Source organism: Mangrovimonas spongiae (assembly GCF_003944795.1).
Classification (GTDB): domain Bacteria; phylum Bacteroidota; class Bacteroidia; order Flavobacteriales; family Flavobacteriaceae; genus Mangrovimonas; species Mangrovimonas spongiae.
Window position 1 is genome coordinate 335,116 of the sequence record NZ_RWBG01000002.1, and the last position, 18,979, is coordinate 354,094.

The window sequence follows — 18,979 nt, forward strand, 5'->3', positions numbered from 1 at the left end:
GTTAGTATTCTAATTTTAGGTTGGTCTTTTGACCAAGATAAGGCAAAATTTTTGCTTTGGCGTATAAATGTTCCAATTTGAAAGTTTGAATTATTTTTTCAACCCCTTCTATAGTATTAAGTCCATCTAAGTCAACAGTTATATAAGTTATATTTGGGTATTGTGCTTTGTATTTTTCAGCTAAAGCATAGGTTTCATCGTAATACCACTCTAAAAGTTTTTTTGAGTATTTAACAATACATTTAGGATATGTTTTTTCTATCTGGTTTCGTTCGCCTCGCACAAATTCATACCCCTTAAAAAGTGCTCTATAAAACATATATGTTAAAAATGACAAAGGTGGTTTTATAATAGCTAAACGGTAGGGTGTTATAATCCACTTACGTCCTGTATACGTAAAAGGTCCCGAATGTACCCGTTGTGTACTCTCTACCACTTGTTCTTTATCTCGTTTTAAAATAACAACTCCTATCTCATCTTCTGGAATATATTTAGGCAGCTCCCAACCAAAGCTTTTAATAAATATATGGGACGTGTCTACATATAACGATTCTGAATGTTTTTTAATATGTTTCACTTTATTAGGCATAACATGCTTAAGAGGCGCTGTTTTTCCTGCCAAATATGAACGCATAATACCATGATGCAAAATGGGTTTTTGTTCATGGAAAGCTTGGCATTTTTCTAAAGCCCCTAACAACTTACATAAATACGCTGTACCTGAGCGCCCTGTGGATATGCAGAAAATGTATTTAACTCCCATTTTTTATAGTTTTCATGTAAACATTTAGGATATAGAAAAAGTAAAATTTATAAAAGTTTAAGCTACCTGTTAAAGCGGTAATCCAGATGAAAGGTTGTAAAAGCCAAGGAAGATGCAATGGTAATATCTCTCTCTTTAGTTTTTTCTTTAATTTAAATCGGTTTTTCACCCCATGTGTTAAAGCTAACATCTTAGGCAAATAACCATATACTCTTTTAAAAACTTCAGTTTTAAATTGAAGTGGTACCTGATTTAACAAAAGAAAAGGCAAATGCTCTTTAACCAATGGTTCCCAATAAGTAAACTCTTTAGGTTGCAATCTATTCTGCTTAGATACTGTAGATGCGCTATGTCTAAAGTATAATAATACATGCTTATCAATACATCCAATATCACACATCATTCCTAATTTAACATGAAATGCAGCATCTTCACCTAAAAGCAATTCCGTATTGAATTTGCCCACCTTTTTAAAAACATTTTTCCTATGTAAAAAACTAGAAATCCCCGGTAACATGCTATAATTCATCCACCTAACACCATAGTATGGTGCTTTATGCACTACAAAATTTAACGTTTCTTGCTCACTAATTTGTGTATTTTTTAGATTAGATGTAGACTTTATAGTATTACCAAAAACACTATCTAGTAAAGGGTTTGATTCTAATAAAGAATATAATGTTTTTAACGCATTATTAAATAGCTCATCATCCACATCAAAAAAATATATATAGTCTCCTTTAGCATATTTTAGTCCTGTATTTCTTGCTGCTGCAGCTCCTTGAACCGCTTCATGATATAAAAAGACCCGGCTATCTTGTTCTTGAATAGATTGAATTATGACTTCACTGTCATCTGTTGAATTATTATTTACAAAAATAAGTTCGAAATGTTCTATCTTTTGATTAATTATAACACTGTAAGCTGTTTTAATAAAAGAAGCTCCATTATATATAGGGATAATTATACTTATTAAACTTGTTTTAGCCCCTTCTTTCATCTTATGTCGATTTAGAATACCACTTCGCCAAGGTTAACAACATATTTACCCCATGGGCATAGTGTAATTGATTTTCAGATTTGAATCCGTTATAAGTTGTTTCTGTGACTTCAATGGGTACCAAGGTTTTAAACTCGTCAGAAAACAAAGCCTGTTGCAAGTGGTTATCGTTATCTTTGCCTAGAAATTGCAACTCCCAATTTCGTTGAATAGTTGGTTTACCAAAAAGTCGTTTTACACGATATTGCAAAGAATGCTGTAATCGCCCCGGAAGTCCTTTATAGGTATAATACCTCTTGTAATTATACAGGTTACACGGATGATATAACTCCCACGTTAATTTTGCCAAGTCAGGGGCTTTTTGCTTGATATAAGCAATTTGTATTTGGCGTGCCGATAGATACCGTTCGGGTATTTCACAAATAAACTTACACATCCTATCGTCATAATAGGGTAAGGTAATGGGGTGTGCTGCTTCAAACACACTCAAATTTATACTTGTCCATTGTGGCGCCCAATACAAACTTTTAAAGGCTCGTAAACGGGCATTAGCACTATGCGGAATGTCTATTTGCTGTAATAAGGATTGTATTCGGGCGTAAAAATAGTCGTAAAAATTGCCTTCTAGTTGCCAGGCTTGCCATAATGTTTGTGCCAATTTCAAACCGCCACGTTTTACAATTTTTTTAATCAGCTGCTGGGTTTGCTCGTCAATGGTGCTATCCTCAGCTACACCCATATCGTCAAACAACACATCGCCCCAATGGCCTAACGAAAAGACCCCTTGATATGATTTTAATTGGTTAAGAATGGCCAGTTGCCGCGGACTACAAAAATCGGAATAGCCTTGATTCATTGCTAACATAGCATCAATCTTATCCCATAAATAGCCCTTAGGAATTGTAAACGCATCGAACGAAAACCCACACTGATTTGCTACTTGTTTGGCAATTCGTGTTTCGTTATAGCCTTGTTCAAACTGATAGCTATACGCCTGTACGTTGGCTTGAAGCTCTTTAAGAACAATCGCTTGTGTCCGGCTATCTAATCCACCAGATAATGGTAAAATAACGGAGCGCTCTGCTATTTGTTCGGAAACAATCGTTTTAAATAATTCGGAAAACTCCTCAACGACCTCTTGAAACGGACGTTCTTTTGGGGCGTTATACCACTGAAACCAAGGTTTAGACTCTAATAAAAAACCATTATCATCTAGCTTATTGATTGCTGCTGCTGGCAAAACCACTTGATCTTTCCAATAGGTATCGGTATCTAAAAAAAAACCTGTTGCAGCAAATACACAAATGGCTTTTTGGTTCACCTCATGAGGGGCTTGCACCTTAGCAAAGGTTTGTTTTTGGGGTATAATGGGCGTTTTTATAGTCATAGCTCACACGAGAGCTCTAATATAGCTATAAGCGTGAAGAATACAAATAGTGGTTAGGAATTAGTAGTAAGTTGTGAGTTGTCAGTTGGAGGTTGTCAGTTGGGGGTTGTCGGTTATGGGTTATGAGCCAAGGCGGAAGACGTGAAGCGTGAGTTGTGAGTTGTGGGTTGTCGGTTGGAAGTTGGGAATTGGGAGTTGTGAGTTTTGTTAAAAGCAATTTTTATATGGTTAAGCTGATTGCTTATCATTGTTTGTTTTTATATTATTTATCATGTTAAACACTTCTTGATAGTCTAACCCCATATAATCACAAAACTCCCGTATAGTGAGTGCTTGATGTTTTTCTTTTTCGTGAATATCTTTAATGGTGCGCACTAATGTTTGTGCTGTTGTTTGTGATTTACCTATAATTATGGCAACCTCTTTTGGGTATATGCATAGCCTTTTCATCATCTTCCCTTAAATAACTTTATTTTAACTACTATGTTGATTTTCTAACTTTTAGCAAGTTAATTTAAAAAATAGAGTACTAGATTTATTTAAACCAATAGTTCTCAACGGATTTACCAACATTCTAAAGAAAATTCTTACAATTATATGTTTAATCTTCTTTTTTTATAGTTTCAAATCGCTATTTCAACTTTTTTGATAGAATCTATTATGTTTGAGTTATATTTTTTTTGCTTAAAAAAAACACCAGACAGATAGCTTTTTACTTGTCTGGTGTTAAAACATGACATAATTATAACACCTCTAAAATTTGTAAGGCATTAAAGGTTCCGTTTTTAAGCGGATACTGCATGTTGTTTACTTCTTGGAAGAAAGCCACTTTAAGCAAATAAAACGCCTGTCCGCTTCCTGTAGCTGGTGCTACGGGTGTTAGGGTTACGGTTGATGCCGTGCCATTAATAGGCAGGTTTTCTATGTTACTTAATTGCATGTCCTTAGCTTCAGTTTCGAAATCTAGATTTAGAAATCCGCAACTAAACTCGACATGTGTTGCCCCGTCAGGGATGTTTAATTTTTGATCTGGTATCATATCATCAATTATCACTTCTCCTGTTGTGGTGTTTAACGTCCAATCGCTTAACAACACTTCTGATAGGCTTGATTTTCTGTTAAAATCGAACCCTTTTAAAGGTAGTTTTCCTTCTGGTGTTTGAATGCCTACAGCTACATTTCGCTTTCCACGAGGTGAGGTGAGGTCTGCATTTTTTACTTGCGACATCACTTGCGTTAATCGGGATGCTAACTTACTGTCTTTAGCATTAGACACCATATCGATAATTGCTCGTCTTAATAGCTTCCCACTGGAAGCGCTAGCTCCGAACTCGTTATTGTTTTCACGAGTTCTTTGAAACGCTGGGTCGCTTTTAATACGGTCTTTACTTACACCGCCTTTGGTTCTCATGCGGTATCCGTCTTCGGTCTTGTAGAAGTTTACATCGTCTAACGATCCTTCTACTTTAAAAAGGCTTTTGTATTTAGCCATGATGTTATCTCTTTTTATGTATACTTACAAAAGCATACTGATTATTAAAAAATTAAATGACATTGCGTTATTAGATCTTTTAATTGGTGCACGTATGTATGAGCTCCTACATATAAATTTCAACTGCAAGACCTATTAACGACAATGCTTGGGACAAATATATTTTATACTCCAAAGACTCCTTTTTGTTTTTCAGGTGTTTAGGCTGTAGTTGTTTTTATTTTATGTTTTATCATTTTTTTGGTGCTTTGATATGTGATTCTTTGTTTTAGAAACTTTTGGTTATAAATGATTCTTATTTTGATTTTTGCTGTTTTTTGGTGTTTTTGATGTGTTTTACTGCTTTTCGTGGTGTAATTTTTCTGGAACTTTGTACGGACTATGTACGGGGTATCTACGGGATATCTACGGCGAATGTGTGTGGTGAATACAAATATTAGTAGTAAATTGTGAGTAGTGAGTAGTGAGTAGTGAGTAGTGAAGACTACAAAAAATAAAATCACCCTAAACTCCTGTCTCACGCCAGATAAGCATTTTAGGGGCTAACAACTCAATACCACACTAAACCACCTCCATTCTGGCAACGCCAGAAAGCAAACGATTGTCTGCAGTGATAACGAACAACGATGCGGAAGTGCGTTCCGATACCATCGGAAAAGAGCATGAAGCATCGAGCGTGAGTGATCCAAAGGAAGTACCTCAGACAGGCTTGATCTTTTGGTTCGTTTTGCATCAAGGCAGAATGAATGAAGAACATAAATAATAATATCTTGAAACTATTTATAAAAAAGAGATGCTGAACCAAGTTCAGCATGACAAACAATTATTAACAAGAAAGTGCTGAAATATCTACCTGTCAGTTCACCTGCCGTAGGCATGGCAAATAAGGAGCATGACAGGGATTTATGACAGCTGATAATGCGACAATAAGCAATTTATACGGAGTTGGTAACAACTTGCAATAGATTCAAATTTGGTGTATATTTACATCAAATAATAACATTATGGCAAGACAAAGTATATCTTTTACAAAACCTAACGATGAGTGGCTAAAAGCTCAAGTGGAAAATAACGAATACTCAAGCAAAAGTGAGCTTGTTAATGACTTGATTAGACAAGCCCGAAAACAACAAGTTCAAATAGATTGGATTAGAGTCAAACTTGAAAAAGCCGAAAATAGCGGATTTTCAAATGATAGTAAGGAAAGTATTCTAGCACAATCCAAGTCTTTGCTTAATGGTTAAATATAGATTGACCAACGAAGCAAAAAGTGACTTGATTCGGATTCACCATTACGGCGTTGAAAAATTCGGTATGACTCAAGCTGACAACTATTTCGAATCGTTTTTTAAATATTTTGACAGTATTGCAGAAAGCCCTTTTTCCTTTGAGTCTGTGGATTACATAAAAGAAGGCTATAGACGCTGCGTATGTGGCGTTGACAGCATTTATTTTAGAGTCAATGACAACATTGTCGAGATAATGGCAATAGTTGGAAAACAAGATGTAAACACAAAACTTTAACTGAATTAATAAAAGCCTGCATAACCGCCGTTACGGGGTACTGACTCTGAACGGCAACATACTCGGAATTTCTAAAAACTTTCTATAATGAGATGTAGAACCATCTACCTGTTAGTAGACAGAAGCATGACAGAATATAATTAAGCTCTGTCACCCTGGACTCCTGTATAACGACAGGCTAGCGTTTCAGGGACTAACAACTCAAACCACACTAAACCAACCTCATTCTGGCAACGCCAGAAAGCAAACGGCTGTCTGCAGTGATAACGAACAAAGATGCGGAAGTGCGTTCCGATACCATCGGAAAAGAGCATGAAGCATCGAGCGTGAGTGATCCAAAGGAAGCACCTCAGACAGGCTTGATCTTTTGGTTCGTTTTGCATCAAGGCAAAATGAATGAAGAACATAAATAATAATATCTTGAAACTATTTATAAAAAAGAGATGCTGAACCAAGTTCAGCATGACAAAAAGTTGTGAACAGGAAAGTGCTGAACTATCTACCTGTCGATAGACAGGAGCATGACAGTTATTTATAATTCCTAACAACCGTGTCATACAACGCCAAAAACTGTTGTATATTATCCTTAGCATTAAACTGCGTTTTTACAAAATCGTGTGCTTGTCGGGTTATCATTTGTAATTGCTCCTTAGGTGTTTGATGGACTTCTATTATGGCCTTGGCCATAGCTTCGGGGTCGCGAATAGGCACCAACCAACCTGTTTGGTTAGGTGTCACCACTTCGGGCATACCACCACAATTGGTAGACACTACTGGAAGGCCTATAGCCATAGCTTCCAAAACGACATTCGCAATACCTTCACTTAAACTTGGCAGTAAAAACACATCAAATGTTTTTAAATACGGGAACAATGCATCTTGAGGCACATGATCTTTAAAGACCACAACATCTTCTAGAGATAAATCATTAATCATAAACAGCATATCTTCTGGTACTGGCTTTGAGGCAATAATGGTATACGTTACTTGAATCCCTTGTGCTTTTAACAACTTAATAGCTCTAAGCGCATAATCATATCCTTTTACCCAATGGTAACGTCCTACAGAAACTATATTTAGAGTTTCATTAACTGCTTTGGCAGGTGTAAAATGGTTAAATACAGCATCTGGTAATATTGTGTAAATGGTTTTAACGTTGTCTGCTGTTGCTCCATAAGACAAAGCCTCGGTTTTCATATCTTGCGACACGGCATGAAAGGTATCGACTTTTGGAAAGTAATCGTAGTAACTTTGTGCTAGAGCAACATCGGCTTTAGGAGAAATATGAATATGCGTCCCTCGTAAACTCAACACGAGTTTACACCCATAAGCGTCTTGCAAAAATAGCCAACGCGACAGTTTTTTGGCCCATTGTAAATGAAACACATGGGGTTGGTGTAATAACACCGGAACAAAACGCGAAAACCGCATCCACTGTTCGTAACGAGTTTTATAAGTTAAGGCTTCTCGAAAAGCGACATTTAATAATTTTGGTGATTTAAAAAACAGTTTCAAACTTCTAATTCCTGTTACCCCTATATTCCTTAACTGCTTAGTTGGGGTTTCAACAATGGTTATGTTAGGATGGTTATACTGCGTTGCTTTTTTTATGGTACCAAACAGTAAAACGTGATGGTGTTTAGCTACACCCTCTATAAGATGCTCGATAAAGATGGACGAGGGTATGGTGCCTGAATAAATGGCTATTTTTAAAGATGCATTAGCTTTCACAACTCAAATTAATATATAAGTTTGTTAAACGTTCCACCTCTTGTGCTACTGAAAACTGTTCTTGTACATGATCTATAGCTGCCTTTGAAAATGTTTTATATTTTTCAGAGTTCTTAAAAAGACCTATAATTAAACGGGCTGCTAGCTCTGAATTATATGATGGCACAGAAAACCCACTTTTATCAACACCTATAACTTCTGGCATCCCACCAGCATCTGAAACAATAGCGGGAAGCCCTAGTGATTGAGCTTCCAAAACACTTGTCGGAAAAGCCTCAGAATGACTTAACTGTAAAAAGATATCATAATCTTTAAGTTTTAGTTTTAATTGCTCGTTTGGAATACGTCCATGATAAGTAATATAGCTTTGTAAGTTGTATTTATCAATAAGATAAAACACTTGACCGCTATCTGGACCATCACCATATATATGATAATGAACAGGGATGTTTTGCTCAACCAAATGTTTTACTACACGTATATTCCCTTCAATATTTTTTTCCCAACACATTCTAAAGGCACTTACTAATGTTAAACACTCACCTTGTAACTGTTTTGGGGGTATTTTTTCAGAAACACCATAAGAAATAGGAATCACATGAATACGCGCCAAATCGACTTTCCATCGAGTATGTAAATATTGCTTTTGGTGATTACTCATCACAATAAACGCATCAACTAAATTACCATAAGTCTTGTAAAACGTTGTCCATTTAGGTTGCACCCATGGTTTTACATACGTATCACCGCCTCGTAAAGTTAATACTATTTTAGGGCGTTTTGTGGCAGTTTGTTGCAACAAACCATATACTTTAGGATTCAAATACGAATCCATAACATGAATCACATCTACTTGTTGCTGTAAGGCTTTAAGCTCTAAATAATTCAGTCCTTTATATTGTGGCTTTACTACTGCTGAAAATGTTTCGTAGAGACGTCTATAGTAATAAGCAGGTAATTGCTCGATATCTTCTCCTGTGCCTTTTTTAAAAGTTTTCACCTTGACTTTTAAAGACGTTTCTTGAGATAAAGCACTGATTACTGGCGGAATATAGGGTTGATAAAATGTGGGATACCCCTGAAAAATATAGTTGATACAAATTGGCTGTTTTTTTTTCATAGCACTCACAAGTTAACGATATAATTTATAGCATGCTTTGTAATGCCAATTTCCTATGGGAAACACTTGTACAAAACCATACAATACACCCAAATAAGCACACAACAATAATCCTTTAAAAACATGAAACTTAAGGAGTTTAAAAAGGTATTTATAAAACGTCTCTGTCATTCGGTTTGTAAAAGCCATATATAATGTTTTCAAATATAATATGGTTAGCTTTTTTCTAACATACTCTGGGCTATCTTTTGGCAATTCTGAGTATGTTATTAACAAGGCCTCTAAAGCGGAAGCTATTTTTTTGGACGTGTGCTTCTCAGTAATCGAGTTTTGGTGCCTTACTACTTTAAGTAATGACATGTTCAATAACACACCTGTTTTTTCATAGGCTCTAAAAAACCGTTGTAAAAATTCATACTCTTGCGATTTAAGTAGTTTTTCGTTTAAAGAAATGCCGAGTAAACATGATTTTTTAAATAATAGTGTTGGCAAGTTTGCTGCAAGTATTCTGGTAATATAATCGTAATAAAACCCATGACGTAATACTTGTGGTTCACCTGTTTTTATGGTACTCGTGATTTCGTTTTGTAAATCGTACAAACACAATGAAAAATTGGCTTGGTGGGTTTGAATATGTTTAAGTTGTCTTTCCAAATAATTAGGATACATGACATCATCACTATCAAACCACTGTATATAGTCCCCTTTACTTAGCTTAAATCCATAATTTCGCGCCCCATTGCCGCCTGATAAATGTGTTTCTGGACGTTTATGGTATTGTATGCGCAAGTCTTTATTTATGTATGTTTTTAAAACGTCTTCGGTATTATCGGTACTGCCATCATCAATCACAAGACATTCCCAGTTGGTATAGGTTTGTGCCAACACACTATTTAAAGTCTCGCCAATTAAGTGTGTCCGATTGTAGGTTGGGATAATTATAGATACAAGTGGGTGTTTTGGCATGCTTTACAATTAGACCGCTAATATAATGAACCCTTATGAGTTTTTGTTTATTGGTTGCCTGTTTTGTATTATGAATAGTGAGATATGAATCGGTAATAAAACTTTATATTAAATAAAGATACTTCGTAATGCTTAGCATGATAAATGAAGAACTAAAGTATATCAAAACGTATTTCCTCAACTCATTTTAGGAGTAACCATTAATGAAACAATGACTCCTGGCATATTAATTAAACACATGGCTTTTTTTATTAGAATCTGCTTTAAACGCTGTATAAATTTTCAACTCAAAATAATCAAAAATAGTTTGAATACGGGTTAACTCCTCCTTAGAGAGTAATTTTAAAAAGTTTGATAATTGCGCTAACGGGTCTTGTTTTAAATTGCCATGATAATTAGAGCTACTTGCTCGTCTGTAAGGAATGGAATTTAATATAGATGTCGGCACCTTTACTCCCATAGCTTGCAACAACTTCTCAAAAGTAGCTTGTGGGGCTACAACTAAATCTTCATAACATACCGTTACCCATAACGTTTTATTAGGGTGGTTAATCACCATCATATTGTTTAAGCACCATAACGCTACTTCTATCTCTAATCGTGTTTGTAATCCTTTAATAAAAGACGCATGCTCTATATAGCGGTCATTATTTAAACACTCTGGTATGGTATAATAGTCAGCCCCTTTTAAAGGTTCTCGAATGCTTTCTAAATCTAAACGATTAAATGTTTTTAACCGAGATAAGGCTACAGCAATAGGGTGTCGTAATAAAAAAACAGGCTTATAGCTTAATTCTGGAAATTGCTCTACTATCCAAGGTAAACACATATTGGCGCGAACAAACTTGGTAACCACATGCTTAGAGGTAAACACTTCTTTCCAATACACATAACGTGTCGTCCATGGCGTGAAACGTTTTAATAACAAAATATTCTCAAATAGCTTTTTATGTTCTAAAGTGGCATTATTCTTAGTAAGATAGGGCCGCCATCCTAAATTCATTTCTTTAGGCACAACACCTTTTTCAACATGTAAAGGCTCCCAATTTAAGATAGTTTTTGGCACATGATGCAAAAGCTCCATTAACCAGGTGCTCCCCCCTCTAGCCTCACTAAAAATGAGTATAGCATTTTGCATACGATAAGGCTTTAAACGCAGGCCATAATGGATAATACATAACTTAAGCGTATTTTTCAAATATTTAATAATCATTGGTTGTCTTTACAGTTAAATAATGAGTGTCTGGAATCGTATTTCTAGTTTTACTAACTAAAATGACTTTCCTATGCTTTACTATAACACATAATTCCTTTAATAAAAGGGTGCTTCGCTTACAATCTAACTTTATTACAGATGCGACAAACGATTTTAAACGTTTTATAAATAGCTTGTTTATGGAACCATAGGTGTTATTTACATCGGCATAACGTTTTTTTAAACGACGCATATACCACGTCCAATAAGTATGGCTTCCCTCTTTATAAACTGGTTTGGGACGATGCTCTCTATCATGTTTAATAAAACTCGTCGTTATTACTCCTACTTTAAACCCATGGTATAATACCCGTTGGCAATAATTATTATCTTCTCCGTAATGAAAAAACAGAGGATCAAACCCACCCACCTTTACTAAACAAGATTTAGACACCAACCACCCTGCTGCATTTACAAAAGATATGCTTATTGGCTTTGCTTTTGGAGTAATATCGGGTAGGTTTTTGGGGAGCCATTCATGATGTTCGTTTATAACGTTATAAAACTGCCTATCGTACATTTTACCATCACCTGTAAGATGAATAGGACTTATAACGCCAAACTCTGAGTGTTGTTTTTGTGTCGCGATCAAGGCTTTTAAACTCCCTTTTTCAAGATAAGCGTCTTGATTAAGCAAAAACACCTGCTTTGCACCGTGGTTTAACGCATAGCTAATCCCTAGATTATTGGCTTGCCCAAAGCCTAAATTAGTGTCTTGCTTTAATAGTATGACGTTTGGAAACTGCTGTTCTATAAAACCTACCGTACCATCGGTTGACGCATTGTCAACGACCACCACAGGGTAATCGCCACAACTTTCCAAACAACGCTTTATCCAGCGAAGGCCATTGTATGTTACTATAATTATTGCTGTTTGCATAGACTATCGTAATAACACATAGGTTACATAAAAGTAAACTCTTGACATAAAAGCATATTTAAACCGTTTTAAGCGCCTTTTAAAACTTATTATCGCTTGCTGTTCCAATTGTGTTTGTTCCAATTTAGATAAATTATGAATGCAATGTACAGGTAGTTTTTTTCTCCACTTATCATTAACCTTCATAGCGGCCTGCATCCAAATTTTATCTGGATTTCCTTCTGAGAAATGTTCAATTAAAATATCAAATACAACATATAATTTGTGAGTTTGATTTACTTGCATTGAAAAATCCATGTCGTACCCATGATAACCTTTTAATAGCTTATCATCGAAGCGACATTGTTGCCAAATGCTTTTTTTTGTTGCTATAAACACGCCATCTAAAGATACGACTTCGGCTTTTAAAGGATTACTGGTATAATTATAATTATCTAATCGTTTTATCCCTTTTATGGTATGTTGGTTTAAACTATATGCAACATAAGGCTTGTACACAGACCACGTAGATGGTATTTTACTTTTATAAGCACTTCCTGCCAGCCCAACAGCACCAACCTTATTACCCTTAAAATGGGCTATAATACGTTGCCCCCAATTTAAGGTATTAAACAATATATCTTCATGTACAAAGCATAGGCATTCGTATTGCGCTTGTTCGGCTCCTTTGTTGTAGGCTTCGCAAATGCCAAATTTGCCAAGGTTTTTCACCGCTATTACCTCATAAGTAATATGCCCAATTGTTTTGGCTATATTGGTTTCTAATTGTGATAAATAGTCTGGACGATATGTTGATACAATAATAGAAATCAAAACTAATCAAGCATTGCATTAAGGGCTTCTAATAATTTAGGCACCTGATTTTCAACTGTAAAACGCTTAAATAAAGCCTTAGCCTCCTCTCCATCAGTGGCACACAGTTCTGGTTGGTCTTTATAATTTGCAACTGCACTTGCCATAGCCTCTACATCTAAATACGGTACCACTACACCGCCTCCCCCTTGAAGGATTTCTGCGGTTCCAACAGCACCCTTAAAGCATATTATGGGTTTTCCTAACTGCCCGAGTTCTATACATACCAACGGAAACGGGTCTTCTCTTGAAGGCATTAAAAACACGTCGAAACTGTTAAAGTAAGGATATGGATTGGCTTGTTCTCCTACAAAACGGACTTTATCTTGCAAATTCATTTTAAGGCTATCTGTTTCCAAAATTAACCGTTCGGGTTTTGGCACTTTACCAACCCATACAAAATCAACATCGGCTTCTGGGTATTGTTTAAAAAAACATCTGGCCACTTGCAAAAACACATCGGCTCCTTTACGCCAATCGACATATCCGGAAGCTCCTACTCTAAACTGTGGTTTCCTAAGTTTATCTCCATCAGGCTTATCTAAAATTGTATTTGTATTTAAAGTAACGTTTGAAAATTCATATATTACCTCAATTTTTTCAGACGTCACTTTATACTCATATACTAATCCCTGTTTTACCAATTTAGAAACAGCTATCACCTTATTTATTTCATGTATATACTTTGAGATATCGGGTAATAATAATTTTATAGTTACAGGTAATTCGTGTATGTGAACAAATAATTTGGGGATAGACAGCCTTTGTTTAAACAATACACCATAAGGAATTGTTTTTACCGTATTAGCATATACCAAATGATAAGACGTTTTACTTAACGTGCTTATAAGTTGGTCTTCAGCTTTTTTTTGTTTTTTAAAAACTTTGGAAAATACGTTTGCCTTGGGTTTACACTCAGATAAAACAATATACTTATTAGCTACTGCTTTAAAATCGTTTTGCAGTGATCCTGCTGCCATATCTACAACCGTAATATGGTGTTTTGTATGTTTTTTTAGCCATTGCAAAAATAATAACAATACTTTTGGTGCTCCAGCACGCTTACTGTTATGTGTTATAAAAAGTATGTTCAATTCTGTTGTATTTTATACCAAGTTCGTGTGCTCAAATCATCTATAGCCAAGTGTTTACTAAAATACACTTTTTTACACCAATCCATCACCTTTCTTAAACGATAATATCCGCGACGGTGTTGTTTTCTATATGTATGTAAATACATACTCCAAAACCAAAGATCTATTTTGGATAGATTAGGGTAAAAACACCAAAAACGTTTCCAAAGTGGGCGAACATTTATAGTTTTTGGCAGCAAGCTAAGATTAAAATATACCACCTTTGCAAGCTGTTTCTGGTGTAGTTTTGTTAGCCTCTCTGCTTGTGTAAACTGTGTTGCTAAACGATAAATAGTATCTAACCTATTATAAACCACTTGTGTATCTTGCCATTTATTAATAGCATCTCCATCGTGAAAACGCTGATAACTAAAGGCCTGTACGTCTATAAACTTTTTATACTTAGGTTGCAGTAGTAATACCCGTATATGAAACTCCCAGTCTTGCCAACTCATCACACCTTCTGTAAAGTACAAGTTATTTTTTACAAGAAATTCTCGTTTCCATTGTGGCCCAGAAGTATGCCACACAGGGTTTATACCCATAAAATCGTTTAGATCGGCTGCATTGTGCTTGGTTAAATCGTTCCAAACCATGGCGTCGTCTCCAGGGGTTTTAAAGAATCGTTGGGTTTGAAATACCCAAAAATCTAAATCTGGAAACATTTTAACAAAAGCCATTCTATTACTTAGCGTGTAAGGTAACATCATGTCATCCGAATCGAAAAACCAAATTAAATCGCCTGTAGCTTGATCCAATCCATAATTCCGACAGCTGGACGCACCTTTGGGTTTAGTATCTGGGCGATAAAATACTCGTATTCTTGCGTCTTTTGTAGTATACTCTTTAATAACCGTAAGCGTATTATCGGTACTACCATCGTCTACTACCAAACATTCCCAATGGGTATAAGTTTGTGCTAATATACTATCTAGGGTTTCCCGTACTAAATGCACGCGATTATATAGTGGAATTATTATGGATATTAATTTAGTCAACCTGTTTTGATTTTACTCGATCTCTTAAATTCATTATAGGTATCTCAAAATATTTATAAAGAATAAAAGATATTGAAATAGTAAAAAACCAATATAAAAAATACTTGAGTAATAAATAGACCTTCCAAGACAGTCCTAAATAAGATAAGTTTAACCTTCCCAATATCCAGCCTTGCACTATAGATAAATGTACTAAATACATTGAATAAGAAATTAAACTAACAAAAGTTAAGCACTTAAAAATAATCCCTTTACCATTCTTTATAGAGCTTAAAAAAGGTAATAAAAACAATGTTGCAATCGACACTATGGTAAGTGAAAATACCGAATAAAAAACAGAATATCCTCCTACACTAAACACACCTATTTTTAGGAAGATAAAAATGCTCATTCCTAATCCAAATAGCACAATTTTATATTTATACCAAAATGCCCTATAATAATAATACAAATAAGCTCCAAAAACACCATACATTAAGCTATCTAACCTAGTAACAACTTGTTTTCTGATTAAAAAATCAAACTCTTTAAAATTTGTAATGGTTAACTCAGAAAACTTTAAATAGCGTATTAAAGTTGATATTATAATTAAAAGTATAATGACTATTACTACAACTTGTTTGACTTTTAATTTAGATAATTTTAAAAAGTAAAATATTAAAATTGGTGTTAATAAATAAAACCATTCCTCAACACTCAAACTCCAAGCTTCAGGAAAAAAACTTGGATGACTATAAAATAGATTTTGCGAAAAAATATAGTAGTTTAAATAATCGTAAGGATTAAAACTATCATTATACCATGTTTTAAGGAAAAGTAATACTGTTAAAATAAGAAAATAGTTTGGTAATGTTCTAAACCAACGCCTTATCCAAAAAACAAATAGCATTTGTCTGTGTAATGGTTTCTTTTCAAATGCTTTTATTAAAATACCTCCTATTAAAAACCCACTTAACACAAAAAAAATACTAACTCCATCCAATATAAAATAATATATTTTTGAAAAAAACCATTCAGGAAGTATTGTATCACTATGAACTAAAACAACAAAAATGATAGCAAAAGCTCGCAAAACATCTAACCCATAAATACGACTCTCATTTATTTTTAAAGAGAAAATCTTTTTCATATCCTTTTATTAATTTCAACAAATCTTTTTTAAAAGCTTCTTTATAGTTTTTTAACTTTATAATATTAAAACTTCACTCTTTACAACTAAACTCTAAGGTTTTTTGAACCACACTAATATGCTTTTCTAAACTAAATTGACTAGCAACAAATTGTTTTCCTTGCTTACCTAATGTTTCAGCATAATTACTGTTGTTAGCTAAATGTATCATATGTTTAGCCATAGTATCCACATCAAATTCATCGCATAACAAGCCTGTTTGTTTATGAATAACCACATCAGGAATACCAGCATGCTTAGTAGCTACAACAGGTAATCCTGACAAACTCGCTTCCAAAACAGCGACAGGAGTGCCTTCGCTATCGCCATTTTCTGCAACTACCGAATGTTGTACAAAAGCGATAGCTTGACTAAAAATTTTACTAATCTCGTCTCGACTTAAAACTCCTAAAAAAAGCACACTTTGCTCAATATTTAAGGCTTTAACTAAAATTTTACATGAACTCAACAATATCCCGTCACCTACCATGCAAAGCGTGGCTTCTGGATAACTATTTAAAACCTGCTTAAAAGCTAAAATAGTTAAATGGGGCGCTTTTTTATTGGTAAAACGCCCTACAGAAACAAATTGTTGATTGTTAAAACTTGGTGTTATTGCCTTAAACCCACTATGTGGCCCGCAAGGGGTTACCACTAATTTATCTTCTGGGCAACCTAATGCCATAAGCTGTCGCCTCATAACTTGAGACACGGCAATAATTTTTCGGGCTATTTGAAACACCTCTTGATATTGATTACATTGCTCTACCACATCATATACATGTGCATCAAAACCATGAAAATGTACCACAACAGGTAATTTAGACGCTTTTAACAAGTCGATATGCTTAAAAGCATGATGGCCAAATTCCACAAGAACTACAGAAACGCCTTCTTTAGTAAAACTATCCAACACAGGTTGGTACCAAGGTGTATATTGCCTAACTCTTAACTTGTTTTTTAAGCGGTTCAAAACGGTCTTCTTAATAGCCCATAAGCTCTTACTCCCTTCTAAAAGTATGTGGTGTTTAGCTCCATGATAATGCAATACCTTATCCTTTAAATAGGTTTTATGTGCCTGTATAAAGGTTTCGGAATAGTTTTGCTGATGTGGTGATAGTAACGCTATAGTCATCATGCCGTCAGTGGTTTATAAGCAACACCTTGAAGTCCAGTAATCATCTGTCCCTCTTTAAACTGCACGTGCTCTGGTTTATCGTATGCTATTAAACGTTTAATAATGGGTTTTAACACAGCAGATAACAGCTTTCGTTTATTAGTCCCCATATAGCTACGGCGCACCCATAACCCTAACATTTGTGCCATGGCCGCATGCCAACCGCCTGTTGCCTGTAATGTTACATTGGTAAACCCACAATTATTAAGATGACGTTCTAGCGAAAACGGTGTGTACCTATATTCGTCATGAGGCACCTCGTGAAGATTCCATAAAAAGGGGACTGTAAAAAAGAAGATACCTCCTGGCTTTAATATGCGATATACTTCATTTAACACAACTTCGGGATCTGGGCAATGCTCCAACACCTCTGTTGCCATTGCACAATTAAAACTATTATCTTTAAATGGCATGGTATTACCGTCCCAAATAATATCTGGTTTTACTTCTTCATCATACTCTAAGGCGGTTTCTATATCTAAGCCTGTGTAATCTTCAACATCACTATGCTTTAAAATATGCTCTTTATAGGGCTTTTGCCCACAACCTACATCCAAAAGTGTTCCCGATAACTTTGGCAAAACTTCCTCTAAGGCTTTAAAAATAGAGTGCCGGATATAATACCTATCTAATGTTTTAGTGGTTAAAGGAATTGTTATAAATAAATCATTTGGAAGGGAAGACATCTAGTTGTAATTAGGATTATGTTGTAATAACTTTGTTTGATAATCTTTTAAATACGACGTTAGCTTAGGGTCAATATTTTCTTGTATTAACTTTATGGTTAAACTTGTAAAATGGATAAAAACAACAGGGTATTTACCATTTATAAGCACTTCTTTATCAAAAAGTTGTCGCTTGCACTCTATACGATTCCAAGCAGCCACATTACACCCACGATGTTTAAGTACATAAACACCCTCAAAATAAATAGGCATCAGGTTTAAATAACTTTGATCAACAAAAAAGCCATCACCCTTTGTCATTTTATAAGCACAGGCTTGCAACCACCAATCTAAAATAGGGATTGCTTTTTTATTACATCCAAAAAAACCAGCATTATACAAACCGCCATTAAACAACCAATCAAAATTAACAGGGTCTAAATTAGGGTTTTTAGAACGCCAATGTGGTGTAAGCAATACCCGATGCTTTTTTAAGGCTTGAAATAAAAACTTAGGCGATTTAAAAAAATATATATCCGGATCCACCAAAATAACACGTTCCATCGCTTTGGCTTTTAATATATATTTTAAAAATAAGGGTTTTAAAGCCCAACGTAACACACTGGCTTTATCATTTTCATAATGTGCTATGGTTTGATAGTCTTTTGGGTAAGCTGTTTTTAATTCTTGAAGCGAAACAGAGTTAATTCCTTTATAAGATAAGTTTTTAGTCTCATAATCATCAACCACCAAAACATAAAAATAAGTTTTTGCATCATGCGCCATCACAGAATCGTATATCGCCTGGGCATAAAAAAAATAATCGGCTGTTATTATTGTGCAGATGGCTTGATTGTTTTTTATCATA

Annotated in this window: 19 protein-coding genes; 2 read left to right on the plus strand and 17 right to left on the minus strand. The window is 35.0% G+C overall.

The window, feature by feature from the left end:
- Nucleotide 1: 1 nt before the first annotated feature.
- From EJA19_RS05850 to EJA19_RS05870, 5 genes are all read right to left on the minus strand, one after another.
- Nucleotides 2–763: a hypothetical protein gene (locus EJA19_RS05850; RefSeq protein WP_125467413.1), complete on the minus strand. Its 762-nt coding sequence runs from the start codon at nucleotides 761–763 to the stop codon at nucleotides 2–4.
- A complete protein-coding gene (locus tag EJA19_RS05855) occupies nucleotides 753–1,763 on the minus strand; it encodes a glycosyltransferase family 2 protein (protein WP_125467414.1) in 1,011 nt (336 codons plus the stop codon). Before EJA19_RS05855 ends, EJA19_RS05850 begins: the two co-directional genes overlap by 11 nt.
- A gap of 1 nt (nucleotide 1,764) precedes the next feature.
- Complete coding sequence (locus EJA19_RS05860; RefSeq protein ID WP_125467415.1) at nucleotides 1,765–3,150, minus strand: asparagine synthase-related protein; 1,386 nt, start codon at nucleotides 3,148–3,150, stop codon at nucleotides 1,765–1,767.
- Between the two features lie 228 nt (nucleotides 3,151–3,378).
- Nucleotides 3,379–3,603, minus strand: coding sequence for a hypothetical protein (locus tag EJA19_RS05865; protein ID WP_125467416.1), 225 nt, complete (start codon nucleotides 3,601–3,603; stop codon nucleotides 3,379–3,381).
- Nucleotides 3,604–3,892: 289 nt separating this feature from the next.
- Complete coding sequence (locus EJA19_RS05870; RefSeq protein ID WP_125467417.1) at nucleotides 3,893–4,642, minus strand: hypothetical protein; 750 nt, start codon at nucleotides 4,640–4,642, stop codon at nucleotides 3,893–3,895.
- Between the two features lie 1,004 nt (nucleotides 4,643–5,646).
- Between EJA19_RS05870 and EJA19_RS05875 the strand changes: the two genes are divergently transcribed.
- The gene (locus EJA19_RS05875; protein WP_125467418.1) at nucleotides 5,647–5,886 is read left to right on the plus strand and encodes a ribbon-helix-helix domain-containing protein; all 240 of its coding nucleotides are present in this window, start codon (nucleotides 5,647–5,649) and stop codon (nucleotides 5,884–5,886) included.
- Nucleotides 5,879–6,166 carry a type II toxin-antitoxin system RelE/ParE family toxin gene (locus EJA19_RS05880; protein ID WP_125467419.1) on the plus strand — a complete coding sequence of 96 codons (288 nt, stop codon included), beginning with the start codon at nucleotides 5,879–5,881 and terminating at the stop codon, nucleotides 6,164–6,166. Before EJA19_RS05875 ends, EJA19_RS05880 begins: the two co-directional genes overlap by 8 nt.
- A gap of 528 nt (nucleotides 6,167–6,694) precedes the next feature.
- Here the strand turns inward: EJA19_RS05880 and EJA19_RS05885 are convergent.
- The 12 genes from EJA19_RS05885 to EJA19_RS05940 form a co-directional block, all read right to left on the minus strand.
- Nucleotides 6,695–7,897, minus strand: a complete 1,203-nt coding sequence (locus EJA19_RS05885; RefSeq protein WP_125467420.1) for a glycosyltransferase family 4 protein — start codon at nucleotides 7,895–7,897, stop codon at nucleotides 6,695–6,697.
- On the minus strand, nucleotides 7,887–9,017 hold the full coding sequence (locus EJA19_RS05890; RefSeq protein WP_125467421.1) for a glycosyltransferase family 4 protein: 1,131 nt from the start codon (nucleotides 9,015–9,017) through the stop codon (nucleotides 7,887–7,889). The genes EJA19_RS05885 and EJA19_RS05890 overlap by 11 nt, the downstream gene beginning before the upstream one ends.
- Before the next feature lie 12 nt (nucleotides 9,018–9,029).
- Complete coding sequence (locus tag EJA19_RS05895) at nucleotides 9,030–9,983, minus strand: glycosyltransferase family 2 protein (protein ID WP_125467422.1); 954 nt, start codon at nucleotides 9,981–9,983, stop codon at nucleotides 9,030–9,032.
- Nucleotides 9,984–10,209: 226 nt separating this feature from the next.
- The gene (locus EJA19_RS05900; RefSeq protein ID WP_158611360.1) at nucleotides 10,210–11,121 is read right to left on the minus strand and encodes a sulfotransferase; all 912 of its coding nucleotides are present in this window, start codon (nucleotides 11,119–11,121) and stop codon (nucleotides 10,210–10,212) included.
- Between the two features lie 64 nt (nucleotides 11,122–11,185).
- Nucleotides 11,186–12,118: a glycosyltransferase family 2 protein gene (locus EJA19_RS05905; RefSeq protein ID WP_125467424.1), complete on the minus strand. Its 933-nt coding sequence runs from the start codon at nucleotides 12,116–12,118 to the stop codon at nucleotides 11,186–11,188.
- 3 nt (nucleotides 12,119–12,121) lie between these two features.
- Entirely contained in the window at nucleotides 12,122–12,931 is an 810-nt protein-coding gene (locus EJA19_RS05910) for a glycosyltransferase (RefSeq protein ID WP_125467425.1), read from the minus strand.
- A gap of 2 nt (nucleotides 12,932–12,933) precedes the next feature.
- Entirely contained in the window at nucleotides 12,934–14,064 is a 1,131-nt protein-coding gene (locus EJA19_RS05915; protein WP_125467426.1) for a glycosyltransferase, read from the minus strand.
- Nucleotides 14,061–15,101 (minus strand): glycosyltransferase family 2 protein, encoded by a 1,041-nt coding sequence (locus EJA19_RS05920; RefSeq protein WP_125467427.1) that lies wholly within the window; start codon nucleotides 15,099–15,101, stop codon nucleotides 14,061–14,063. Before EJA19_RS05920 ends, EJA19_RS05915 begins: the two co-directional genes overlap by 4 nt.
- A complete protein-coding gene (locus EJA19_RS05925) occupies nucleotides 15,094–16,230 on the minus strand; it encodes an acyltransferase family protein (RefSeq protein WP_125467428.1) in 1,137 nt (378 codons plus the stop codon). Before EJA19_RS05925 ends, EJA19_RS05920 begins: the two co-directional genes overlap by 8 nt.
- 73 nt (nucleotides 16,231–16,303) lie before the next feature.
- The gene (locus tag EJA19_RS05930; RefSeq protein WP_125467429.1) at nucleotides 16,304–17,407 is read right to left on the minus strand and encodes a glycosyltransferase; all 1,104 of its coding nucleotides are present in this window, start codon (nucleotides 17,405–17,407) and stop codon (nucleotides 16,304–16,306) included.
- On the minus strand, nucleotides 17,404–18,132 hold the full coding sequence (locus EJA19_RS05935) for a class I SAM-dependent methyltransferase (RefSeq protein ID WP_125467430.1): 729 nt from the start codon (nucleotides 18,130–18,132) through the stop codon (nucleotides 17,404–17,406). The genes EJA19_RS05930 and EJA19_RS05935 overlap by 4 nt, the downstream gene beginning before the upstream one ends.
- Nucleotides 18,133–18,978 (minus strand): hypothetical protein, encoded by an 846-nt coding sequence (locus EJA19_RS05940; RefSeq protein ID WP_125467431.1) that lies wholly within the window; start codon nucleotides 18,976–18,978, stop codon nucleotides 18,133–18,135. It lies immediately after the preceding gene.
- Between the last annotated feature and the right edge of the window lies 1 nt (nucleotide 18,979).